Here is a 20376-nt window from a genome sequence, read left to right on the forward strand (position 1 = left end):
ATGTCGACACCTAACTCGCGAAACATTGCCCCCTACATTCAACACACACTGATCAAGGTTGGGGTCACTCGCGACGAGATCATCCGGCACGCGGAAGAAGCCGCAGAATATGGTTTCGGAGCTGCGATGGTTCCCGGTTCATGGGTTTCCGAAGTAGCGGCAGTACTTTCGGGCACAGGAATCGAAGTTGCCTCAGCTCTTGACTTTCCAACCGTCGGGGTCATGACATCGGAGGGAAAGGCCCGCGAAGCTGAGGCGCTGACCAAGGCTGGCGCAACCCAAATCGACATCGGTGTCCAGATCGGCTGGCTCAAGTCTGGAATGGAGGAGGAATTTGCGCAGGACATTCGCGGGGTCGTCGAAGCTGCGGGCGTTCCGATTAAGGTCATGCTTGAGTTGCCGCTCCTCACAGACGACGAGAAGGAGCGCGCAGTGGAGCTCTCGATGGATGCGGGAGCGGCGTGGTTGAAGAACGCATCGTCAGGCCAGATCGAGACTGCATCGCCCGCGTCGGTTGAGTACCTAGTCAAGCGCGTTCGCCCCGGCATCCTGGTCAAGGCTTCCGGATCGATCACGTCACTTTCTCAAGCGTGGTCGCTGATCGACGCCGGCGCCCAGGCCCTCGGTACGAGCGCCGGAGCAGAACTGGTCGCCGGCAACGACGCGGCTGCTTCCTACTAGAGTTATCACTAGACCTCTACTTCTGAGAATGCGTGGGGAGGGCGGAGACGTTCTCCCCACGCGTCAGGAATGATTGATATGGCACGCAATTCTCGTTTCAACGACGCAATACCCCTTCATGCGCAGATGTCCGAGTCGGTGATGAAGAAGATCCGGCAAGGTGAGCTTCCAGTTGGCAGCAGGCTTCCTGGTGAAGCTGAACTCATGAGGATCTTTGGGATCTCTCGGGGGACCGTGAGGCGTTCGATTAAGACTCTCAACGAAGCCGGATATGTGCAGACCATTCAGGGCAAAGGCACTTTCGTTCTGACGGGGCTGCCTGGACCATCGATCGGCCAGAAGCTTGTCGGCATCGGTGAGGCGCTGTCTTTCTCGGGCAAGAACATGGAGACTTCGGTGATCTCGCAATCACTCAGCCATGGTCGCTCGATCGTTAACCCGAGGGCCACACTGGATCCAGAAGAGCGAATTCTTGTCCTCGACCGAGTCCGTGCTTTGGATGGCATTCCGGTTGCGCGGCTTCACAACTGGGTGAGGGCAGACCTAGCTCCGGGCATCGAAGACACCGACTTCGAATCAACGTCTCTCTTTCATGCGCTTGACAGCTTTTCCGCCAAGAAGGTGACCTCAGGTCAGCGCAGTTTCGAAGCTGTCACGGCACCAGACGAGGTTGCCGTCTCACTGGCGATATCGCCGTTCTCTCCGCTCCTCTTTATCCGCCAGACAACCTTCCTCGACGACGGAACGCCGATCGAATGGTCGGACGTTTGGATGGACTCTAAGCAACTAGCGGTCACCGCCGTCTTGTCACGATAGAACGGCGATTGGCGCTCCGGGAAGTCGTTTCAGGCTTTCGGCTCCTACACCTAGAACTAACTCAGCGCTTCCTGCCGGGTGCCCAGTCCAACGCGACTTCAGACGGTGCTCCAGATGAGAGCCCAGCAATACGCACCCAACGTAAGTCGACGCAAAGATCAGCATCGCTCACACGAGTCATGGCATTGAACCTCCAAGGATCGTTACGACAGAGGAGCGGGGTGATGTGCGAGCTCAGTTCTCCGCGGCAATGGTCCATGCATCCGACGGCAGCTTCTTCGGAAGCCCTGCGGTGTCCTCATCGAACTCGGGCTCCCTGCCTTCGGCAAGCTGCTTCTCAAAGTCCTTGAGGGCCGTGGTGACCCAGCGGGTGAGGGCGAGGACGCCGACGAGGTTGAGGAGGGTGATGGTGGCCATGGCCGAGTCCATGAGGGTCCATACGAAGGGAACGGCCAGGACAGCACCGATGCCGGCGCAGAAGATGGCGACGGCCCTCGAGCCGATCCTCCAGGCACGCGATGTCCATCCGAGGAACACAAGGTTCGCTTCCGCATAGGCGTAGGCACCGAGGATTGAGGAGTAGGCGAAGAAGAAGATCATGAGGGAGAACGGGATCGCCATCCACCCGCCCAGAGTTCCGATGACCGCGTCAGCGGTGAGGTTGGAGGCTGCCGACTGGTCGGCTCCCTGCAGGCTCACCACACCGGAGGTGAGGATGATGAAGCCTGTCGCCGTGCTGACGAGCATCGTGTCGAAGAAGACTCCGATGGACTGGATGAGGCCCTGGGAAACCGGGTGGGCGACTGTAGCGGTAGCCGCAGCGTTCGGGTTCGTTCCCATGCCCGCCTCATTGGAGAACAGGCCACGGCGAGTGCCGTTGAGGATGGCGGCGAAGATGCCGCCGGCCGTGCCGGCGAGTGCCTCATCAAGCCCGAAGGCTGAGCGGAACACGTCGCTGAAGAAGCCCGGGAGGGCCTCGAGGTTAAGGGCGATGATGGCGATGGCGGTGATGAGGTAGGCGATCGCCATGATGGGGGAGATCCATTCGGTGGCCCGGGCGATGCCGCGGACTCCGCCGATGAGAACAACGCCCGTGGCAACGGCAATGACGAGGCCGGAGATCCAGAGAGGAATGTTGTGGCTGCCGTAGAGGACGCCCGAGATCGAGTTGGCCTGGACCATCGGCATCGCCACGACCATGGAGAAGACCATGAACACGGCGAAGAGGTTCGCCAGGGTCTTCGAGCCCGTGCCGTGGAGGATGTAGGTGGCGGGGCCGCCGCGGAATGTGCCGTCCTCTTGGCGCTTCTTGAAGAGCTGGGCGAGAGTGGCCTCCGCGAAAGCGGTCGCCATTCCGAAGAAGGCAACGATCCACATCCAGAACAGAGCACCCGGGCCGCCGAGAATCATGGCCAGCGCAACGCCGGTGATGTTGCCGATGCCGATCCGGGTCGCCATGCCGATGGTGAATGCTTGGAAGGATGAGATTCCGCCCTTGGCATCCTTCCTCGAGTTCCGCAGGTGCCGGAACATGTTGCCGAGATGGCGGAATTGAACGCCGCGGGTAGCGAAGGTCATGACCACGCCGGTGCCGACCAGAGCGAGAATGACAACCCAGCTGTAGACCCAGTCGTTGATTCCGCCTAACCACGCCGTGATCGGATCAGTCAGATCGGCCAGCCATTGCTCAAAACTCTCCACGGGGACTCCTTACTTCCGTGCGCATCTTCCCACACGACCCGAGTCCGCAATGGATCGGGCCACCTCCCGTGCCAATCCGTGGGACCAGTCCTGCCACACGATGAATCGACCTGAGCCATTGTCTCGCACGCTCGGCCGTCGGCTATGCGAGACGCGGAGGCGACTGCGGTCGGCGCGCCTTTCGGAGTGCTCTTTCGGAGCGCCGCTGGGCTGGCACCAGCAGTTCGAGTGGCCGTTGTGGTGCCGCCTGCCGACAGACGTGGGAGGTACGACAGGGATCCTGTCGCACCTCCCACATACGCGTAGTGCCGGGAGTTCCTCCCCAGCTGACGAGCGGTTCAATCTCTCATGAGAACGCCACGAACCTAGGCACTGACTAAGCGCCCTCGCATCCGCGCGTCAAGCGCATACCGTCTGCAGCGGCTGGTCCTGGAGGTAGCGCTTGAGCTCGTCGACTCCGATCTCAACGGATGTCTGCATCGTGTCTGCTGACGTGCCTGCGAGATGGGAAACAAGCGTGATGTTGTCCAGATCGAGGAAAGGGTGGCCCTCCTGTAGAGGCTCGAGCGCGTAGACATCGACGGCGGCGCCGCCGATGCTCCGCTGGCGCAGCGCCTCCGCGAGCGCTTCTTCATCGACAAGGTCCGCGCGGGCGGTGTTGATGAGGTAAGCGGTCGGCTTCATCAGTGCGAGCGTGTCGGCATTGATGATGTGGTGACTCTCGGGACTGATGCGCAGGTGGAGAGACACGAAGTCTGACTGTCTCAGGAGCTCTTCGAGCGAGTCGACTCGCTCAACTCCCTCCTTCAGCGGGACATCGGCAGGCGCGAAGGGGTCGAATGCGATGACCTTCGACTCGAATCCGACGAGGCGCTGTGCCACCCGTGAGCCGATATGCCCGAAGCCGATGAGGCCCACGGTGCACTTGCGCATGTCTCGGATGTAGTCCTGGTTGACGTACTTCTTGCACCAGACACCCTGCTTGAGCAGATGGTGGGATCGCGCGATGTTCTTGTTCTCCGCGATCATCATGCCGACCGTGAAGTCGGCGACGGCGTTTGCAGAGCGCCATGGAGCGTTGATGAGGGTGATGCCACGTGCTCTCAGCTCCTCGACATCGGCGTTTTCTATACCTCCTCTCAGCACTGCAACCAGCTTGAGATTGGGTGCGGCCTCAAGAACCTCCCGATTGACGGAGGCCACGTGGACGACAATGATGTCCGCGTCTGCGCAGTTGTCGAGCAGCTCCTGGCACGAGGGTGCGGCGTCGATGCCGGACCGCTCGAGAAGTCCCATCCGATCAGTGATCTTCCCGATCGAACTCATGTCGGTGTCTTCAACGATTGTCACCTCCGCTCCGTACGTCTCGAGCTCGGTGAAGTCGCGCATCATCTCGGGAGTCACACCCCCGTCGGCTACGCAGAGTATCTTGGTTGTCATAATTTTCTCCTAGTCTCTTTGTTTTATGACCGCAGGCGGGGCCACAGGGAGCGGTCGCTCGTGTTGATGGCGGAATAGCCGGCGTCGAAGAGTTCGTTCGCCATCTCCTCGGTCGAGATGAACCCGCCCGCGATCAGTGGCTTGCTTCCGGCAGAACTTATGAGGGACTCGGCGCAGTGCAGCGCCATCGGTCCCGGTGCGATCTCGAAGCCGTCCCACGGCATCGTGTTCATCTGGTTCGCGGCGGAGTCGAGCGATCTCGTATCAAGCAGGAAGAATCGCCAGTAGACAGCCATCCCTGCCTGGTGGGCCAGGCGGGCGGTCGATGAAGATCCCGTGAAGATGCCATCGACCGCGAACTCCTGCTTGAGCAGCGTCAGCCCCCTCTTATCGGCCTTCAGTCCCTGCACCATGTCGGCTCGTACAAGAACCTTGTGTCCCGCGTTTCGGCACTTCCGAGCGAGCGGACCAACATTTCCGAGGTGGACGTCGGCGAGGAGCACCACCGACGGTGGCGCATCGATCGCCGCGTCGAGCGTGGCCAGGTTGTGAACAGAGGGGATGACAACGCGGCTTCCGCGTTCGATGATCGTCACTCAGCAGTCCCCTCCGACACGCGCCTATCAGCAGCCTCCACTGTGGCTCTCCAACGGCTGTAGGAGGCGCTGTAGTCAGCGCTTGGCTTGAATCGGGTCGGGGCGGGCGCAGGAACCATCGCTTCAGCGGCATCTGCGACTGAGGGATAGAGGCCGAGCGCCGTGGCGCCGACGATGACCGCTCCGAGAATGCCGGACTCCTCGACGTCGACGCTCTCGATCTCCACTCCGATCACATCGGCGAACAGCTGTGTCCATCTCCGCGAACGAGTGACGCCGCCCGTGAGGCGGGCCCGCGACTTGAGCTTGTCGGTGTAGCTCCTGAGCTTTTCGATGTGCTCGAGGTGGGAGAGTGCCACACCTTCATAAATGGAGTAGAGCATCTGAGGAAGCCCGTCGGCGTTGGTGATGCCTGTGAAGCTGCCGGGCACATGAGGGTGCATACTCGTGCCGAACAGGAAGGGCAGGTAGGTGATCTCGGTATTCGAGGCGCCTTCCGAGTACGCCATCTCGTTGCAGAACTCGTACAGCTCCGCGTTGGACGCATCTGCGAAACTCGGAATCGCTCGCAGGACCTTCTGGATGAACCATTCGAGGTTCGCTGCCGAGGTCGGGGAGGCCTCCGTGATGAGGTACCTGCCGGGCAACGGCGCCATCGATGTCATGAACTGCTGATCGTCGAGCACAGGATCGGGCGAGAAGTAGCTGTTGATCGACCACGTGCCGGCGATGACCGAGAGCTCATGGTCAGAGACACCACCAACGCCCACCGGCGCTCCGGAGATGTCAGAGACACCTGCGACCACGGGCGTGGTCTCCAACAGCCCGGTGGCGGCTGCGACCTCCGGCAGGACAGTGCCACCGATTCCGGTGGAATCGATGAGCGGGGGCAGCTTGCCCTCCCAGTTGCCGGCGTTCATCTTCGCGAAGACATCTTCATGAAGCTCATGGCTGACCATGTCGTACAGGTCGGTACACGAGGCATCCGTCCTTTCGAAGTTCGCGGCGCCCGTCAGCCGGTACCTGATGAAATCCTTGACCATGAAGATGTAGTGGGTCTTCTCCACAACCTCCGGCTCGTTCTCGGCGAGCCACGCGAGAATCGGGAGCGGACCACCCGAGAACAGCGACTGCATGGTGAGGGGCTTGCACCTCTCCCGGTAGCTGCCATCCGCGTTCCACCTGTCGACAATGCCATGAGAACGGGAATCATTCGAGATGATCCCGTTCCGCACCGGACGACCTTCAGCGTCCACGAGATAGACCCCGTTGCCGTGCCCCGTCAGAACCAGACCGGCGATGTCTGCCGGATCGACCTGAGACTTCTCGACCACCTCGCGGATGACGGACACGTTGGCTTCCCAGAGCTCTTCCATGTCGCGCTCGCTCCAGCCGGGCGCCTGCACGATCGGGCGTACCGAACGCGATGTCATCGCGATCGACCTTCCATCCGCCGCATGAAGAGCGGCTTTCGTCACCGTGCCGCCGTTGTCAATTCCGAGAATGTACTGCATCTTTGCATCCAATCCTGCAACCAAAAAAGCTCGCCACTTCGACATCGAAGTAGCGAGCTGACCAATTGCACGTGCTCGTGAGTATTCTGTTTTGCCCTGCCAACCTATAAGGCCCCTGATTGGTGTGTCAAGCGGCACACTGATTGGCGGCTGTGGACGAGAGGAACCGTCATCGCGGCTGCGCGCGCTTGACCATGCGGTGCGCGATAATCATGCCTCTGGCAGACGGCGCGCTCTTGGCATGACTCCGCATCGAAGACGGCGAGAGATCGGCGGTGCGAAGGCCTGAGAGTCGCTCCATCGCCAGTCTGGCTAGACTGAGCCCGTGGACTTATTCGATAACGCAGGCATGGAGCCGGAGGGGATCCCGAGCGATGCTCGCGGACCCCTCGCTGTGCGTATGCGTCCCCGCGGAGTCGAGGATGTTCTCGGCCAGGAGCATCTCCTCACCCCGGGATCTCCGCTCCGCAGGCTCATCGATTCCGAGTCCGACCAGTCGGGTCCCTCGTCCGTCATCCTCTGGGGGCCTCCCGGGACTGGCAAGACCACTCTCGCCTACCTCATCGCACGCTCGGGCTCTCGCAAATTCGTCGAGCTCTCTGCCGTCTCGGCCGGGGTCAAAGACCTTCGCGCCGTCATCTCCGAAGCCCGCCGGCATCTCGTCACCTCCGGTGCCGAGACCATTCTCTTCATCGACGAGGTCCACCGCTTCTCGAAGACCCAGCAGGATGCACTACTCCCCGCGGTCGAGAATCGGTGGGTCGTTCTTGTTGCCGCGACAACTGAGAATCCCTCCTTCTCGATCGTCACTCCACTGCTGTCGCGGTCGATCATGCTCACGCTGCGTGGGCTGGGACCTGAGCACATCGGTGAGCTGCTCGACCGGGCTGTGAGCGATGAGAGGGGACTGGACGGCAGGTTCGCCCTGCCGGAGGAGTCGCGGGACATGATCGTGCGGCTCGCGGGCTCCGATGCGAGGCGGAGCCTGACCGTTCTTGAGGCTGCCGCAGGCACGACCGCCGCCCGCGGCGAGGACACGATCACGGTCGAGGACGTCTCCGAGGCGATTGACGTTGCCGCCGTGACCTATGACCGGGATGGCGATGCGCACTATGACGTGATCTCGGCCTTCATCAAGTCGATCCGCGGCTCTCATGTCGATGCGGCGATGCACTACCTGGCTCGGATGCTCGAGGCAGGGGAGGACCCCCGGTTCGTCGCACGCAGGCTCATGATCTCCGCGGCCGAGGACATCGGCATGGCGGACCCCTCCGCTCTGCAGACTGCAACGGCCGCCGCTCAGTCCGTTGCCCTGGTCGGCATGCCCGAGGCGCGTATCATCCTCGCCGAGGCTGTCGTCCATTTGGCCACGGCCCCCAAGTCGAATGCTGCCTACAACGCGATCAATGCCGCCATCGCCGATGTGAAGGCCGGCAAGGTGGGGACGATACCCAACCATCTGCGCGATGGTTCCGTGTGGGCATCCCGCCAGACCGGGGCGGGGGAGGGCTACAAGTACTCCCACGACTATCCCGGGCATGTGGTCGGCCAGCAGTACCTGCCCGATGAGCTCGAGGGCACCCGCTACTACGAGCCGACTGAGAACGGCTTCGAGGCGCAGGTGGCGCCGCGTCTCGCGAAGTATCGCTCCATTGTCGACGGCGAACAGTAACAGAGCCCATTAAGCGCTCCCCGAAAACGAGCGGCCACTGATGGCCGAGTGAGAACGGACCCCGGACAGAACGACCAGCCAAACGCCACGGGACCGGTCGTAACGGATAAACCCGCTTTGCTCGTGCGCGTGCGGTTTCGAGTTGCATCTCACGCCCCGCTCCGCCGATTGCCACTGCTGTCCCTGTGCGGGGCGGTGGTACGCTTGTTCGGTTGCTTCGGCAACTCCCTGGGGCCTTAGCCACAAGGTGGCCCCGCGGGATCGAATGATCGGTTCCGTGCACATGATTCGACAGGAGAAGTATGGCTAACTCACGTTCCCGCAAGCAGGTGCGCCTCTCGCGTGCCCTCGGCATCGCCCTCACCCCCAAGGCTGAGCGCTACATGCAGCGCCGCCCGTACCGTCCGGGTGAGCACGGCCGCGGCCGCACCAAGGATTCGGACTACTCGGTCCGTCTCAAGGAGAAGCAGCGTCTTCGCGCCCAGTACGGCATCCGCGAGTCGCAGCTTCGCACCCAGTTCGAAGAGGCTCGTCGCATTGAGGGTCAGACCGGTGAGAACCTCATCGAGCTGCTCGAGATGCGCCTCGACGCCCTCGTCCTTCGTGCCGGCTTCGCCCGCACGATCGCCCAGGCCCGCCAGGTCGTCGTCCACCGCCACATCCTCGTGGATGGCCGTATTGTCGACCGCCCCTCCTTCAAGGTGAAGCCGGGCCAGGTCATCCAGGTCAAGGCCCGCTCGCAGGCTTCGGACCAGTTCCTCATGGCCGCCCAGGGCGTCCACCGCGACGTTCTGCCGAACGTTCCTGAGTACCTCGACGTTGAGCTTGAGAAGCTCAAGTTCACCCTCGTGCGCCGCCCCAAGCGAGCCGAGGTTCCGGTTGCCTGTGACGTGCAGCTGGTCGTCGAGTTCTACTCTCGCTGATACACGATTGGACGCCCCGGGCAGATATGCTCGGGGCGTTCCATCTATCCAAGGAGACAGCCATGGAGATCACCCTCGGCGGTATCGCCGCACTCATCGCCGCACTCGCGTTCGTCGCACTCGTCATCTTCCTCATCCGCCCGCTGGCGAAGCTGGGGAAGACGTTCGATGAGCTGACCGTGTCGGTGGAGAAGCTGACCGACGAGACGATCCCGGCGCTGACGAACGCGGCCGAGACGGTGGCTCTCACAAACATCCAGCTCGAGCGGCTCGACACGATCACCTCGGCTGCGGCCCGCACCGCGGAGGACGTCTCCGCCACGACGACCATCGTCACCTCGACCATCGCGGCGCCCTTCCTGGCCGTCCGCAGGTTTGTGGGCAGGGCCCGCAGGGGACGCTAGAATTACATGCAGTCTTAATGACGCTACGGGACATGGTGTTCCCGCTGAAATAATTACCGCTGATTACAGTGCAGCACAAGGCTTGAGACGCGGTATAGCGAAGAGGAATAATGCGCACTTCTGAAATTCGGACACGCTGGCTGGATTACTTCCGCAGGCATGACCACCACATCGCCGACTCGGTCTCTCTCGTGTCGCCCGATCCGTCGATCCTCTTCACGATCGCCGGCGTGGTCCCCTTCATCCCCTACATCATCGGGACGGAAGAGGCTCCCTGGCCGCGTGCGGCCTCCGTGCAGAAGTGCATCCGCACCAACGACATCGAGAACGTCGGCCGGACCACCCGCCATGGCACGTTCTTCCAGATGAACGGCAACTTCTCGTTCGGCGACTACTTCAAAGAGGGCGCCATCGATCTCGCGTGGGGCCTGCTGACCGGCTCGCTCGACGAGGGCGGCTACGGCCTGGACGGCGACCGCCTCTGGGTCACCATCTGGGAGGAGGACGATGAGACGTACGACATCTGGACGAAGAAGATCGGCCTCGATCCCAAGCACATCGTCAAGCTGACCCGCGAAGAGATCTTCTGGTCGACCGGCCAGCCCGGCCCCGCCGGCCCCTGCGCCGAGATCCACTACGACCGCGGCCCCGAGTTCGGTCCCGAGGCCGTGGGCGGCAACGTCGATCCGGGCGGCGACCGCTATCTCGAGGTGTGGAACCTCGTGTTCGACCAGTACCTGCGCGGCGAGGGTGCGGGATCCGATTACCCGCTGCTCGGCGAGCTCGACCGGAAGGCGATCGATACGGGCGCCGGCCTCGAGCGCATTGCCTACCTGCTCCAGGGCAAGAACAACATGTACGAGATCGACGAGGTCTTCCCCGTCATTCAGCGCACGGAGGAGCTGACCGGCAAGACCTACGGCGCCGACACGGAAGATGATGTGAAGATGCGCATCATCGCCGACCACGTGCGCTCCTCCCTCATGCTCATCGGTGACGGCGTCCGTCCCGGTAACGATGGCCGCGGCTACGTGCTCCGCCGCCTCATCCGCCGTGCCGTCCGCTCGGTTCGCCTCCTCGGAGTCGACGAGGTCGCAATGCCGGCTCTTCTTCCCGTCTCGAAGGACGTCATGGCGGCCTCCTACCCGGGCCTCGAGACCGACTTCGACCGTATCTCCCAGATCGCCTACGCCGAGGAGGAGGCCTTCCGCAGGACCCTCCAGTCCGGCACGGCGATCTTCGAGGGTGCGGTGCGCAGGCTCAAGTCCTCGGGTGCCACCCCGGTGCTGACGGGCTCGGATGCATTCACGCTCCATGACACGTACGGTTTCCCGATCGACCTCACGCTCGAGATGGCGGAGGAGGCCGGTGTCCAGGTCGACGCCGATGGCTTCACCGCACTCATGAAGGAGCAGAAGGAGCGCGCCCGCGCCGACGCGCAGGCGAAGAAGACCGGGCACGTCGATGTCCAGGTCTACTCGGAGCTGCTCGGACGCAAGGGCAAGACCCAGTTCCTTGGATACACGGACACCGCGACCGATGGCCGCGTCATCGGTATCCTCGTCGACGGCCAGCCCAGCCCCGCGGCTGAGGCTCCCGCCGAAATCGAGGTCATCCTCGACCAGACGCCCTTCTGGGCAGAGCAGGGCGGCCAGCTCGCCGACCACGGCACGATCTCGGTGGCCGGCGGCGGACTCGTCGACGTCCACGACGTCCAATCCCCGGTCAAGGGCCTTATCGTCCACCGCGGCACGCTGACCGAGGGTGCGATCGCGCTTGAGGACACCGTCCACGCCCAGATCGATGTCACCCGACGCGGGCAGATCGCCCGCGCCCACACGGCGACCCACATGGTCCACAAGGCGCTGCACGAGCACCTTGGCGAGCAGGCGACGCAGGCCGGTTCGGAGAACTCCCCGTCCCGCATGCGGTTCGACTTCCGCCACGGCCAGCAGGTGCCGACCGACATCCTCTCCAGCATCGAGGCACGCGTCAACGAGCGCCTCCAGGAGAACCTCAGCGTCACCGATGAGGTCATGAGCCTCGATGAGGCGAAGAAGCAGGGCGCGACCGCCCTCTTCGGCGAGAAGTACGGTGATGTCGTCCGTGTGGTCTCGATCGGCGGGGAGTGGTCGAAGGAGCTCTGCGCGGGCACCCACGTTCCCGAGACCGGGACCATCGGTCTCGTGTCCGTCCTCGGTGAGGCCTCGATCGGCTCCGGCGTGCGCCGCATCGACGCCCTTGTCGGTGCCGGCGCCTACGCCGAGGGTGCGAAGGAGCGGGCGATCCTCTCCCAGGTCTCCTCCCAGCTCGGCGCGCGGACCACGGAGCTTCCCGACCGCATCGCCGCTCTCATGAACCGCCTCAAGGCCGCCGAGAAGGAACTGGCCGCGATGCGGACCGCCCAGCTCATGGCCGGCGCCGAGCAGATCGCCCAGAGCGCGACGCGCCACGGTGATGTGCTGTACGCCACGAAGGACCTCGGTGACGGGGCCACGGGCGATGATCTGCGCACCCTCGCGCTCGATGTCCGGGCCAGGCTCGGCTCCGAGCCCGCGGTTGTCGCGATCTTCGGCCAGTCGAAGGGTCGCCCCACGGTCGTCATCGCGACGAACGAGGCGGCCCGCGAGAAGGGCGTCAAGGCTGGCGCTCTCGTCAAGGTCGCCTCGGGGATCCTCGGCGGCGGCGGTGGCGGCAAGGACGATGTCGCTCAGGGCGGCGGCCAGGATGCCTCGAAGATCGCCGAGGCATCGGCTGCGGTAGCGAGCGCCCTCTGAGCATGCGACGCGGTGTGCGCCTGGCCTTCGATGTGGGCCGGGCGCGCATCGGCGTCGCCGCGTGCGACGCGCAGTCGATCCTCTGCACACCCGTCGAGACCCTTTACCGCGACAAGCGGGGCGTGGGCCACCTCGACGATGTTGATGACCTCATCGACGAGTACAGACCGATCGAGATCATCGTCGGCCTGCCGAAGAATATGGACGGCACCGAGGGAATGTCGGCCCGGGATGCCCGGAAGTTCGCCCGTCAGGTAGCGTTACGCCATCGTGATATTGCTGTACGTTTAGTTGACGAAAGACTGACAACAGTCAGCGCGCACCGTGCCCTGCACGAGTCAGGCCGTTCCATGCGCTCCCACCGAGCCGTGGTCGACCAGGTCTCCGCCGTCCTCATCCTGGAGCTGGCGCTCGAGATCGAGGAGAAGACCGGGGAGCCGGCGGGCGAGCAGGTGAGCAGAAAGGGACCCGATGGGGGACATATTCGAGGCCTTCAGCGATGAAGAGCCGACGCCGCAGCGCGTCCGCGAGGACCGCCGCCGCAGGCGGCGCACCCGCTCCGCAGCTGTCATCGTCGCCATCCTCGCCGTGCTGGCGGGCGTGACCTTCGCGGTTCTTCCCAACGTCCAATCCTGGATCTCCTCCAACCCCCTCGGAGAGATCTTCGGCGATGAGGTCGAGGACTACGGTGAGGGCGAGGAGGGTGACCCCGTCCAGATCACGATTCCCCAGGGCTCGACGGGCGCCGATATGGCGACGATCCTCGCCTCCGCCGATGTGGTCGCCTCCCGCGAGGCCTTCATCAACGCCTTCACTGCCGATGCGAATGCGGGCAGCATCCAGCCCGGCACGTACGAGCTGCCGACGAAGATCTCCGGCCAGCGGGCCGTCACTCTTCTCAAGGATCACGCGGGCCAGCGGATCGACATGCAGATCACGATTCCCGAGGGCTTCACCCGCACCCAGGTCCACGAGCGGGTCGCGAACATCATGGACGTGCCGATCGAGGATGTTGTCGCGGCGTCGGAGGACACCGAGGCGATCGGTCTGCCCGCCGAGGCGGGCGGCAACGTCGAGGGCTGGTACATGCCCCAGACCTACATGTTCAACCCCGATACTCCGGTGAGTGAGATCCTCGGCGACATGATCGCCGCCCGGGTCGCCGAGCTCGATGGCCTCGAGGTCCCGGCCGAGCAGCGCCAGGAGCTCCTCATCAAGGCCTCGATCCTCGAGCGCGAGGTCAACCAGGCGGACTACTACCCGATGGTCGCCCGCGTCATCGAGAACCGTCTCGTCGACACGGCCTCTGTCAACGGCAGGCTGCAGATGGACTCGACGGTCCTCTACGGAGTCGGCAAGTCCGGCGGTATTCCCACCCGCGCCGACCTCGACAACGACAACCCCTACAACTCCTACCTCTACCCGGGCCTGCCGCCCGGACCGATCGGGGCCCCGGGGGACGACGCCATCAGGGGCATCCTCAACCCCGCCGAGGGGGACTGGCTCTACTTCGTCACGGTCGACCTCTACACGGGTGAGACCCTCTTCGCCGCCACCCTCGAGGAGCACAACGCGAACAAGCTCCTCCTCGACCAGTGGCTGGCCGAGAACCCCGACTACGGCTCGGCGACCGCGCCGGCCCAGGAAGAGGCGGGTGGTGACGAGTGAAGCGAGCAGGTGTCGCAGGATCTCCGATCGCCCACTCCCTCTCACCGACACTCCACGGCGCGGCCTATAGGTCGCTCGGCGTCGACATCGAGTACGGGAAGTACGAGACGACGGCTGCGGAGATCAAGCCGCTCCTCGACCGGCTCGACGAGTCGTGGGTGGGCCTATCGCTCACCATGCCGCTCAAGCAGGTCGTCATCGAGCATCTCGACTTCGTCGATGGGCTTGCGAAGACCGTCGGCGCGGTCAATACGGTCTGCTACCAGCCCGCCAACAATCTCAAGGTCGGGTTCAACACGGACGTGTACGGCATCGCGCAGGCGATCCGCGAGGAGGGGGAGATCTCCGTCCCCTCCGCCATCATCCTCGGCGCCCGCGCCACCGCCTCATCCGCCCTCGCGGCCTGCGTCGAGCTCGGGGTCAAGGACCACCTCACCCTCGCCGCTCGCAACCACGGCGGCCCCGGCTCAGCGGTTGCCGCGGCGTCCCGCATGAGCCTGAGCCCGAAGCTGACGAAGCTCGATGAGCGGCTCGTGCCCGCCCTGCCCGGCACGGGCCTCCTCATCTCCTCCCTGCCCGCAGGGATCGCCGACACCCTCGCCCAGCAGATCGACGAGCAGGCACCCGACCTGTCGGGCCTCATGGTCCTCGACGTCGTCTACCACCCGTGGCCGAGCGAGCTCGTCCGTGCCACCCAGAACCGCGGTGCTCGGATCGTCCCCGGGTGGGCCATGCTCCTCCACCAGGCCGTCTCCCAGGTCCGGCTCTTCACGAACAGGACGCCGGATGTCGGCGTCATGAGGGAGGCCCTGCTCGAGGAGCTCGGGCGGCGATGAACTGGACCCGGGGCGTTGCCGCCCCCTGGCTCGCGGCCGGCGCCCTCCTCGGTGCCGCGGGCGGCCTTGCCGCCGCGTGGGGAGCCGAGTTCGGCGCCACGACCGTTCTCGCCGGACTCCTGTTCGGTGTGCTCGGGATCCTCTTCGTCATCGATGCGCGGACGGGCTACCTGCCCGACCCGTGGATCATCGCCGCGGCAGCGCTCGTCGCCCTCCATCCCGTCGCCATCGCGCTCACCGTTGACCCGTTCGTCGGCGGCTTCCTCTTCCTCCTTGCGGCCGTCGGGGCCAGCCTCGGCTTCGCCCTATTCTCGCTCGCTCGGACGCTGTCGAAGGACCAGCTGGGCTTCGGTGACGTCAAGCTCGCAGCGGTCCTCGGGGGCTGGCTGCTGCCGCTCGGCTGGGGCGCGCTCGGCATCGGTGTCGCCGCGACTGCGGTCATCGGCGCTGCGTGGCTGGGCGTGGCGCTCGCCCGCGGCCGCAGGGCCGCGCCCTACGGTCCGGCGATGATCCTCGGGGCGATACTGGCAACCGGCCTCATCTGAAACTCTGGCACTATAGACACATGCTGTGGATGACTGCTGGAGAATCACACGGCCCCGCACTGGTCGGGGTCATCGAGGGACTGCCCGCCGGGATTGAGGTTCAATCCTCCGATATCAGCTCTGCGCTGGCCCGTCGCCGGCTCGGGGCGGGCCGGGGTTCGCGGCAGAAGTTCGAGAAGGATGAGCTCGAGATCCTTGCCGGCATCCGCCACGGCGTCACCATCGGCTCGCCGATCGCCCTCGTCATCCGCAACTCCGAATGGCCGAAGTGGACGAAGGTCATGAGCCCGGACCCGGTCGACCCGGCCGACCTCCTCATCGACGCAGGCACGGGCGATGAGCGGGAGATCTCCCGCAACAAGAAGCTGACCCGCCCCCGTCCCGGCCACGCCGACCTCGTCGGCATGATGAAGTACGGCTTCGACGATGCTCGGCCGGTGCTCGAGCGGGCCTCGGCCCGCGAGACCGCGACGCGCGTCGCCCTCGGCGAGGTCGCCGCACGCTTCCTCGACCAGGCCGCCGGCATCCAGCTCGTCTCCCATGTCGTCCGCGTCGGCTCCGTCGAGGTGCCTGAGGGCACCGACCAGCCGTGGCCGGGCGATGTCACCGCCCTCGATGAGGATCCGGCGCGCTGCTTCGACGCCGCGACGTCGGAGGAGATGCAGAACGAGATCCGCCGGGCTACGAAGGACGGCGACACCCTTGGCGGTGTCGTCGAGGTCCTCGCCTACGGCATGCCTCCCGGTCTCGGCTCCTACATCTCCGGACGGACGAAGCTCGATGCTCGACTCGCCCAGTCCCTCATGTCCATCCAAGCCGTCAAGGGCGTTGAGGTCGGCGACGGCTTCACGACCGCGGCCCGCCGCGGCTCCGAGGCGCACGACGAGATCGTCGTCCGCGAGGGCCGGATCGTCCGGAAGACCAACCGCGCCGGCGGCACCGAGGGCGGCATGTCGAATGGCGAGGTGCTGCGGGTCCGTGCCGCGATCAAGCCGATCTCGACCGTGCCCCGTGCGCTGTCGACCATCGACACGGTGACGGGCGAGGAGTCGACCGCCATCCACCAGCGCTCCGACACGTCCGCGGTCGTGCCCGCCGCCGTCATCGCCGAGGCCATGGTGGCGCTCACTCTCGCTGAGGCTCTGCTCGACAAGACCGGGGGAGACTCGGTCGCCGAGGTCCGTCGGAACCTCGCCGCCTACCTGGCGTCCCGCCCGGTGACCATGTCATGACCCGCCCCTACGCAGTCTTCGTCGGCCTGCCGGGCTCGGGGAAGTCGACCATGGCGCGCCATGTCGCCGAGCTTCTCGGCCTCGAGTCAGCCGATTCGGATGATCTCATCACCCAGCGGGGGATGAGCATCCCCGACATCTTCGCCACTGCCGGCGAGGCCGGCTTCCGGAAGGTCGAGGAGCGGGTCATCATCGAAGCGCTCTCCTCCTTCTCGGGAGTGCTCGCCCTCGGCGGGGGTGCCATCACGAGCCCCGGCGTCCGCCGGGCGCTGCGCGGGCACCGCGTTGTCCTCATCAACGGAGACCACGATGTGCTCCTCGATCGGGTCTCCCGACACCCGGACCGCAGGCCGCTCCTGGCCGAGGATCCGGAGGCGAACCTCGCGGCGCTCCGCGCCCAGCGTGAGCCGCTCTACCAGCAGGTCGCGAGCCTGACGGTGACAACCGACAGCAGGCCCCCGAACAGGCTTGCGCGTGAGCTGCGGGACAGGCTCGAGAAGGACAGCAGGACGATCGACGTCGTCGACTATGCGGTCCACGTCGGCCGGCACATGCTGCCCCGTGTCGCCCAGGCGGCCGCGGGAGCCTCTTCCGCTCTCATCGTCCACCCCGCCGTCCTCACGGACGCCGCGGAGTCGGTTCAGGCGGAGATGATCCGCCGCGGGATCCCCACCCGCCGCCACATCGTGCCAGACGGTGAGGCACAGAAGCATTCGAGTGAGCTCGTCCGGGCCTGGGACAGGCTGGGGGAGATGACGATGGGCCGCGATGGCGTCATCGTCGGCCTCGGCGGGGGAGCGACCACCGATCTCGCCGGCTTCATCGCCGCCACGTGGCTGCGCGGAGTCGACCTCATCCAGGTCCCGACCTCGCTGCTCGGCATGGTCGATGCGGCCGTCGGCGGGAAGACCGGCATCGACATCCCGGCGGGCAAGAACCTCGTCGGCGCCTTCCATAAGCCCGTCACCGTCATCGCCGATCTCGACTTCCTCGCCACCCTTCCGGCCGAGGAGCTGACGGCCGGTCTCGGCGAGGTCATCAAGTGCGGCTGGATCGCGGACGAGGCAATTCTCGGTCTCGATGCGGTGGCACTCAAGAACCCGGGCAGCGACGCCCTCCTCGAGGCGATCGTCCGCTCGATCAGCGTCAAGGCCGCCGTCGTCACGGAGGACTTCCTCGAAGCGGGGACGCGCGAGTTCCTCAATTACGGGCACACGCTCGCCCACGCGATCGAGAAGGTCGAGAACTTCACGGTCCGCCACGGTGAGGCTGTTGCCATCGGCTCCGTCTTCGCCGCAGCCCTCGCCCGCGAGGCGGGCTTCCGCGACCTCGTTGCGGAGCACATCGAGTCCTTCACGAAGGTTGGTCTGCCTGTCACGTACCGGGGTGGGATGCGAGAGGAGCTCACCGCGGCCATGTACTCCGACAAGAAGGTGCGAGCCGGCAGGCTCCGCTTCGTCCTCCTCGAGGAGCAGGGCCGGCCCGTCATCTACGAACCCACGCCCGATCAGATCGAACGCTCGTGGGAGGCGATCGGCGCATGATCATCCTTGTCGGCCCTCCGGGCACCGGCGTGCGCGAGCTCGTCACCATCCTTGAATCCAGGGGCAGGACCACGGTCGACTCCGACCGCCTGGCCGAGGAGCGGGAGGGCATGCCCCTGTCGGACCTCGCGATCAGCGGGGGCCCGACCAGGTACGCGGAGGCGGAGCGGGATGCGGCCCTTGCCGCCCTCGACTCGGGCGCCGATATCGTCGTCCTCGGCTCGGGCGCCCTTGGCAACGCCGAGGGCGATGATCAGGGCGCGGCCGTGCGGTCCCGCATCGATCATGCCATCGCGGCCGGCGCGACGAAGGTGTTCCTCACGGCGGCTCCGAAGCAGCTGCTCGACCGGTCGGGACTCAACGTGCCCCGCTCGGTCGCCATCGGCTCACCGCGGTCCATGTACCTCACCCAGCTCAAGTCCCGCAGCCCGCTCTACGAGGCGGATGCGGCTGTCGTCGATACGACGGACGGTGACTGGGAGGCGCTCGCCGACCAGATCGAGACCCTCTGAACCGGCGGTGGGAATACCGAGTGCAGGCGTGGTCCTGTGACCATCCGCCGCAGTCGGCTGACGGTCACCTTTGTCTCAGCTGTGGCTTCTCGCTCACATCCGAGCGGTGATCTTGGGCCGTGGAACAGCGACCCGGTAATGTGTGGGTGACTGAGCTGAAGGAGTTTTCTATGGCAACCACGAACGATCTGAAGAACGGCATGGTGCTCGTAATCGACAACCAGCTCTGGCAGGTTGTCGAATTCCAGCACGTGAAGCCGGGCAAGGGCCCTGCCTTCGTCCGTACCAAGCTCAAGAACGTCATGTCCGGCAAGTCCGTCGACCGTACGCTCAACGCCGGCGTCAAGGTCGAGACCGCAACCGTCGACCGCCGCGATATGCAGTACCTCTACAACGACGGCACCGACTACGTGTTCATGGACCTCGACACGTACGACCAGATCAGCATCAGCCCCGAGGTTGTGGGCGATGCGAAGAACTTCCTCCTCGAGAACCAGAACGCAATCGTGGCCACCCACGAGGGCAACGTTCTCTTCATCGAGCTGCCGACCTCTGTCGTCCTCGAGATCACCTACACCGAGCCGGGCCTGCAGGGCGACCGCTCCTCGGCCGGCACGAAGCCCGCCACCCTTGAGACTGGCTACGAGATTCAGGTGCCCCTGTTCCTCAACGAGAAGACGAAGGTCAAGGTCGACACCCGCACGGGCGACTACCTGGGCCGTGCGACCGACTAGTGGCTCGTAAAGAATTCACCCAGCGCCGGCGCGCCCTCGATGTCATCTTCGAGGCCGAGCAGAAGGACATTCTCGTCCCCGGCCTCCTGCGGGAGCTTCTCGCCGAGCGCCAGCAGGTCTCGACCTCGCAGGTTCCGATCCAGGAGCTCGGGGTCAGCCTCGTCAACCTTGTTGCGAACCATCTCTACGAGATCGACGGCCTCATCGAGGACTACTCGAAGTGGGGCCTGCGCAGGCTCTCCACCCTCGACCGCACGATCCTGCGTCTCGGGATCGCCGAGATCGTCTTCGATGGCGCGAACGTCCGTGACGCGGTGAACGACTACACCGCCATCGTCCGCGAGCTCGGCAGTGAGAAGTCGATCGGCTTCATTACCGCCATCCTCAACCGCGCGAAGCAGGAGGCGGACCAGCCCGCCGAGCGTGCGACGGGCACGGCTGCCGACGCACGACCGATCAGCGAAAGCTCAGATGTCGACGTGACGCCTGGTGGCGTTGAGCCGGAGGCGAGCGCCGAGACCCTCATGGCCGAGGCCGATGTCGATCGCGACGCGGTCGGCGACGAGGTCGAGGCGGAGGCCGATGTCATCGAGGCCGATCGTGCCGAGGTGGCGGACGCCCTCGAGGCGGCTGGCCCCCTCGACGACGCCGACGAGTACGGCCGGTTCGAGTGATGGACGGGGGAGTGGGACCGGCCGCGGCGCTGGTACTGTCTCCCCAGCGCGGCTCAGCACACTGAGATCCGCATCTAGATGTCCGCCCCGCATACGCGGGTCGGCCT

Annotated in this window: 19 protein-coding genes; 15 read left to right on the plus strand and 4 right to left on the minus strand. The window is 65.0% G+C overall.

Annotated features, from left to right (window positions below; translation table 11 throughout):
* A complete protein-coding gene (gene deoC / locus EJO69_RS02230; protein ID WP_126038646.1) occupies nucleotides 1-681 on the plus strand; it encodes a deoxyribose-phosphate aldolase in 681 nt (226 codons plus the stop codon).
* 69 nt (nucleotides 682-750) lie between these two features.
* Nucleotides 751-1497 (plus strand): GntR family transcriptional regulator, encoded by a 747-nt coding sequence (locus EJO69_RS02235; protein ID WP_126038649.1) that lies wholly within the window; start codon nucleotides 751-753, stop codon nucleotides 1495-1497.
* 234 nt (nucleotides 1498-1731) lie between these two features.
* Here the strand turns inward: EJO69_RS02235 and EJO69_RS02240 are convergent, their stop codons facing one another.
* The 4 genes from EJO69_RS02240 to EJO69_RS02255 form a co-directional block, all read right to left on the minus strand.
* The gene (locus EJO69_RS02240) at nucleotides 1732-3198 is read right to left on the minus strand and encodes an alanine/glycine:cation symporter family protein (RefSeq protein WP_126038651.1); all 1467 of its coding nucleotides are present in this window, start codon (nucleotides 3196-3198) and stop codon (nucleotides 1732-1734) included.
* Nucleotides 3199-3597: 399 nt separating this feature from the next.
* Nucleotides 3598-4638: a 2-hydroxyacid dehydrogenase gene (locus EJO69_RS02245; RefSeq protein ID WP_211331474.1), complete on the minus strand. Its 1041-nt coding sequence runs from the start codon at nucleotides 4636-4638 to the stop codon at nucleotides 3598-3600.
* Nucleotides 4639-4661: 23 nt separating this feature from the next.
* A complete protein-coding gene (locus EJO69_RS02250) occupies nucleotides 4662-5234 on the minus strand; it encodes a glycerol-3-phosphate responsive antiterminator (RefSeq protein WP_126038656.1) in 573 nt (190 codons plus the stop codon).
* Nucleotides 5231-6748 carry an FGGY-family carbohydrate kinase gene (locus EJO69_RS02255; RefSeq protein WP_164519839.1) on the minus strand — a complete coding sequence of 506 codons (1518 nt, stop codon included), beginning with the start codon at nucleotides 6746-6748 and terminating at the stop codon, nucleotides 5231-5233. Before EJO69_RS02255 ends, EJO69_RS02250 begins: the two co-directional genes overlap by 4 nt.
* A 325-nt stretch (nucleotides 6749-7073) precedes the next feature.
* Between EJO69_RS02255 and EJO69_RS02260 the strand changes: the two genes are divergently transcribed.
* The 13 genes from EJO69_RS02260 to EJO69_RS02320 all read left to right on the plus strand — a co-directional run bounded on the left by EJO69_RS02260 (nucleotide 7074) and on the right by EJO69_RS02320 (nucleotide 20269).
* The gene (locus tag EJO69_RS02260) at nucleotides 7074-8420 is read left to right on the plus strand and encodes a replication-associated recombination protein A (RefSeq protein WP_126038662.1); all 1347 of its coding nucleotides are present in this window, start codon (nucleotides 7074-7076) and stop codon (nucleotides 8418-8420) included.
* 302 nt (nucleotides 8421-8722) lie between these two features.
* A complete protein-coding gene (rpsD, locus tag EJO69_RS02265) occupies nucleotides 8723-9343 on the plus strand; it encodes a 30S ribosomal protein S4 (protein ID WP_126038665.1) in 621 nt (206 codons plus the stop codon).
* 62 nt (nucleotides 9344-9405) lie between these two features.
* A complete protein-coding gene (locus EJO69_RS02270; protein WP_211331475.1) occupies nucleotides 9406-9747 on the plus strand; it encodes a DUF948 domain-containing protein in 342 nt (113 codons plus the stop codon).
* Nucleotides 9748-9857: 110 nt separating this feature from the next.
* The gene (alaS, locus tag EJO69_RS02275) at nucleotides 9858-12524 is read left to right on the plus strand and encodes an alanine--tRNA ligase (RefSeq protein WP_126038668.1); all 2667 of its coding nucleotides are present in this window, start codon (nucleotides 9858-9860) and stop codon (nucleotides 12522-12524) included.
* A gap of 2 nt (nucleotides 12525-12526) precedes the next feature.
* Nucleotides 12527-13027, plus strand: a complete 501-nt coding sequence (gene ruvX, locus EJO69_RS02280; RefSeq protein WP_126038672.1) for a Holliday junction resolvase RuvX — start codon at nucleotides 12527-12529, stop codon at nucleotides 13025-13027.
* Nucleotides 12996-14192, plus strand: a complete 1197-nt coding sequence (mltG, locus tag EJO69_RS02285; RefSeq protein ID WP_126038675.1) for an endolytic transglycosylase MltG — start codon at nucleotides 12996-12998, stop codon at nucleotides 14190-14192. Before ruvX ends, mltG begins: the two co-directional genes overlap by 32 nt.
* Complete coding sequence (locus tag EJO69_RS02290; RefSeq protein WP_126038678.1) at nucleotides 14189-15028, plus strand: shikimate dehydrogenase family protein; 840 nt, start codon at nucleotides 14189-14191, stop codon at nucleotides 15026-15028. The genes mltG and EJO69_RS02290 overlap by 4 nt, the downstream gene beginning before the upstream one ends.
* On the plus strand, nucleotides 15025-15573 hold the full coding sequence (locus EJO69_RS02295; RefSeq protein WP_126038681.1) for a prepilin peptidase: 549 nt from the start codon (nucleotides 15025-15027) through the stop codon (nucleotides 15571-15573). Before EJO69_RS02290 ends, EJO69_RS02295 begins: the two co-directional genes overlap by 4 nt.
* Before the next feature lie 29 nt (nucleotides 15574-15602).
* Nucleotides 15603-16805 carry a chorismate synthase gene (aroC, locus tag EJO69_RS02300; RefSeq protein WP_211331525.1) on the plus strand — a complete coding sequence of 401 codons (1203 nt, stop codon included), beginning with the start codon at nucleotides 15603-15605 and terminating at the stop codon, nucleotides 16803-16805.
* Entirely contained in the window at nucleotides 16802-18349 is a 1548-nt protein-coding gene (aroB, locus tag EJO69_RS02305) for a 3-dehydroquinate synthase (RefSeq protein WP_126038687.1), read from the plus strand. The genes aroC and aroB overlap by 4 nt, the downstream gene beginning before the upstream one ends.
* Nucleotides 18346-18861, plus strand: a complete 516-nt coding sequence (locus EJO69_RS02310) for a shikimate kinase (RefSeq protein WP_126038690.1) — start codon at nucleotides 18346-18348, stop codon at nucleotides 18859-18861. The genes aroB and EJO69_RS02310 overlap by 4 nt, the downstream gene beginning before the upstream one ends.
* 170 nt (nucleotides 18862-19031) lie before the next feature.
* Nucleotides 19032-19595, plus strand: coding sequence for an elongation factor P (efp, locus tag EJO69_RS02315; RefSeq protein ID WP_126038693.1), 564 nt, complete (start codon nucleotides 19032-19034; stop codon nucleotides 19593-19595).
* A complete protein-coding gene (locus EJO69_RS02320) occupies nucleotides 19595-20269 on the plus strand; it encodes a transcription antitermination protein NusB (protein WP_126038696.1) in 675 nt (224 codons plus the stop codon). The genes efp and EJO69_RS02320 overlap by 1 nt, the downstream gene beginning before the upstream one ends.
* The last annotated feature ends 107 nt before the right edge of the window (nucleotides 20270-20376 follow it).

Source organism: Flaviflexus salsibiostraticola (assembly GCF_003952265.1).
In the GTDB taxonomy this organism is placed as follows: domain Bacteria; phylum Actinomycetota; class Actinomycetes; order Actinomycetales; family Actinomycetaceae; genus Flaviflexus; species Flaviflexus salsibiostraticola.

Coding starts and splice junctions, on each gene's coding strand:
- EJO69_RS02255 (WP_164519839.1), bottom strand. CDS start 6,748: ATGCAGTACATTCTCGGAATTGACAACGGCGGCACGGTGACGAAAGCC.
- efp (WP_126038693.1), top strand. CDS start 19,032: ATGGCAACCACGAACGATCTGAAGAACGGCATGGTGCTCGTAATCGAC.
- EJO69_RS02295 (WP_126038681.1), top strand. CDS start 15,025: ATGAACTGGACCCGGGGCGTTGCCGCCCCCTGGCTCGCGGCCGGCGCC.
- EJO69_RS02235 (WP_126038649.1), top strand. CDS start 751: ATGATTGATATGGCACGCAATTCTCGTTTCAACGACGCAATACCCCTT.
- EJO69_RS02245 (WP_211331474.1), bottom strand. CDS start 4,638: ATGACAACCAAGATACTCTGCGTAGCCGACGGGGGTGTGACTCCCGAG.
- EJO69_RS02310 (WP_126038690.1), top strand. CDS start 18,346: ATGATCATCCTTGTCGGCCCTCCGGGCACCGGCGTGCGCGAGCTCGTC.
- mltG (WP_126038675.1), top strand. CDS start 12,996: ATGGGGGACATATTCGAGGCCTTCAGCGATGAAGAGCCGACGCCGCAG.
- ruvX (WP_126038672.1), top strand. CDS start 12,527: ATGCGACGCGGTGTGCGCCTGGCCTTCGATGTGGGCCGGGCGCGCATC.
- aroB (WP_126038687.1), top strand. CDS start 16,802: ATGACCCGCCCCTACGCAGTCTTCGTCGGCCTGCCGGGCTCGGGGAAG.
- aroC (WP_211331525.1), top strand. CDS start 15,603: ATGACTGCTGGAGAATCACACGGCCCCGCACTGGTCGGGGTCATCGAG.
- rpsD (WP_126038665.1), top strand. CDS start 8,723: ATGGCTAACTCACGTTCCCGCAAGCAGGTGCGCCTCTCGCGTGCCCTC.
- deoC (WP_126038646.1), top strand. CDS start 1: ATGTCGACACCTAACTCGCGAAACATTGCCCCCTACATTCAACACACA.
- alaS (WP_126038668.1), top strand. CDS start 9,858: ATGCGCACTTCTGAAATTCGGACACGCTGGCTGGATTACTTCCGCAGG.
- EJO69_RS02270 (WP_211331475.1), top strand. CDS start 9,406: ATGGAGATCACCCTCGGCGGTATCGCCGCACTCATCGCCGCACTCGCG.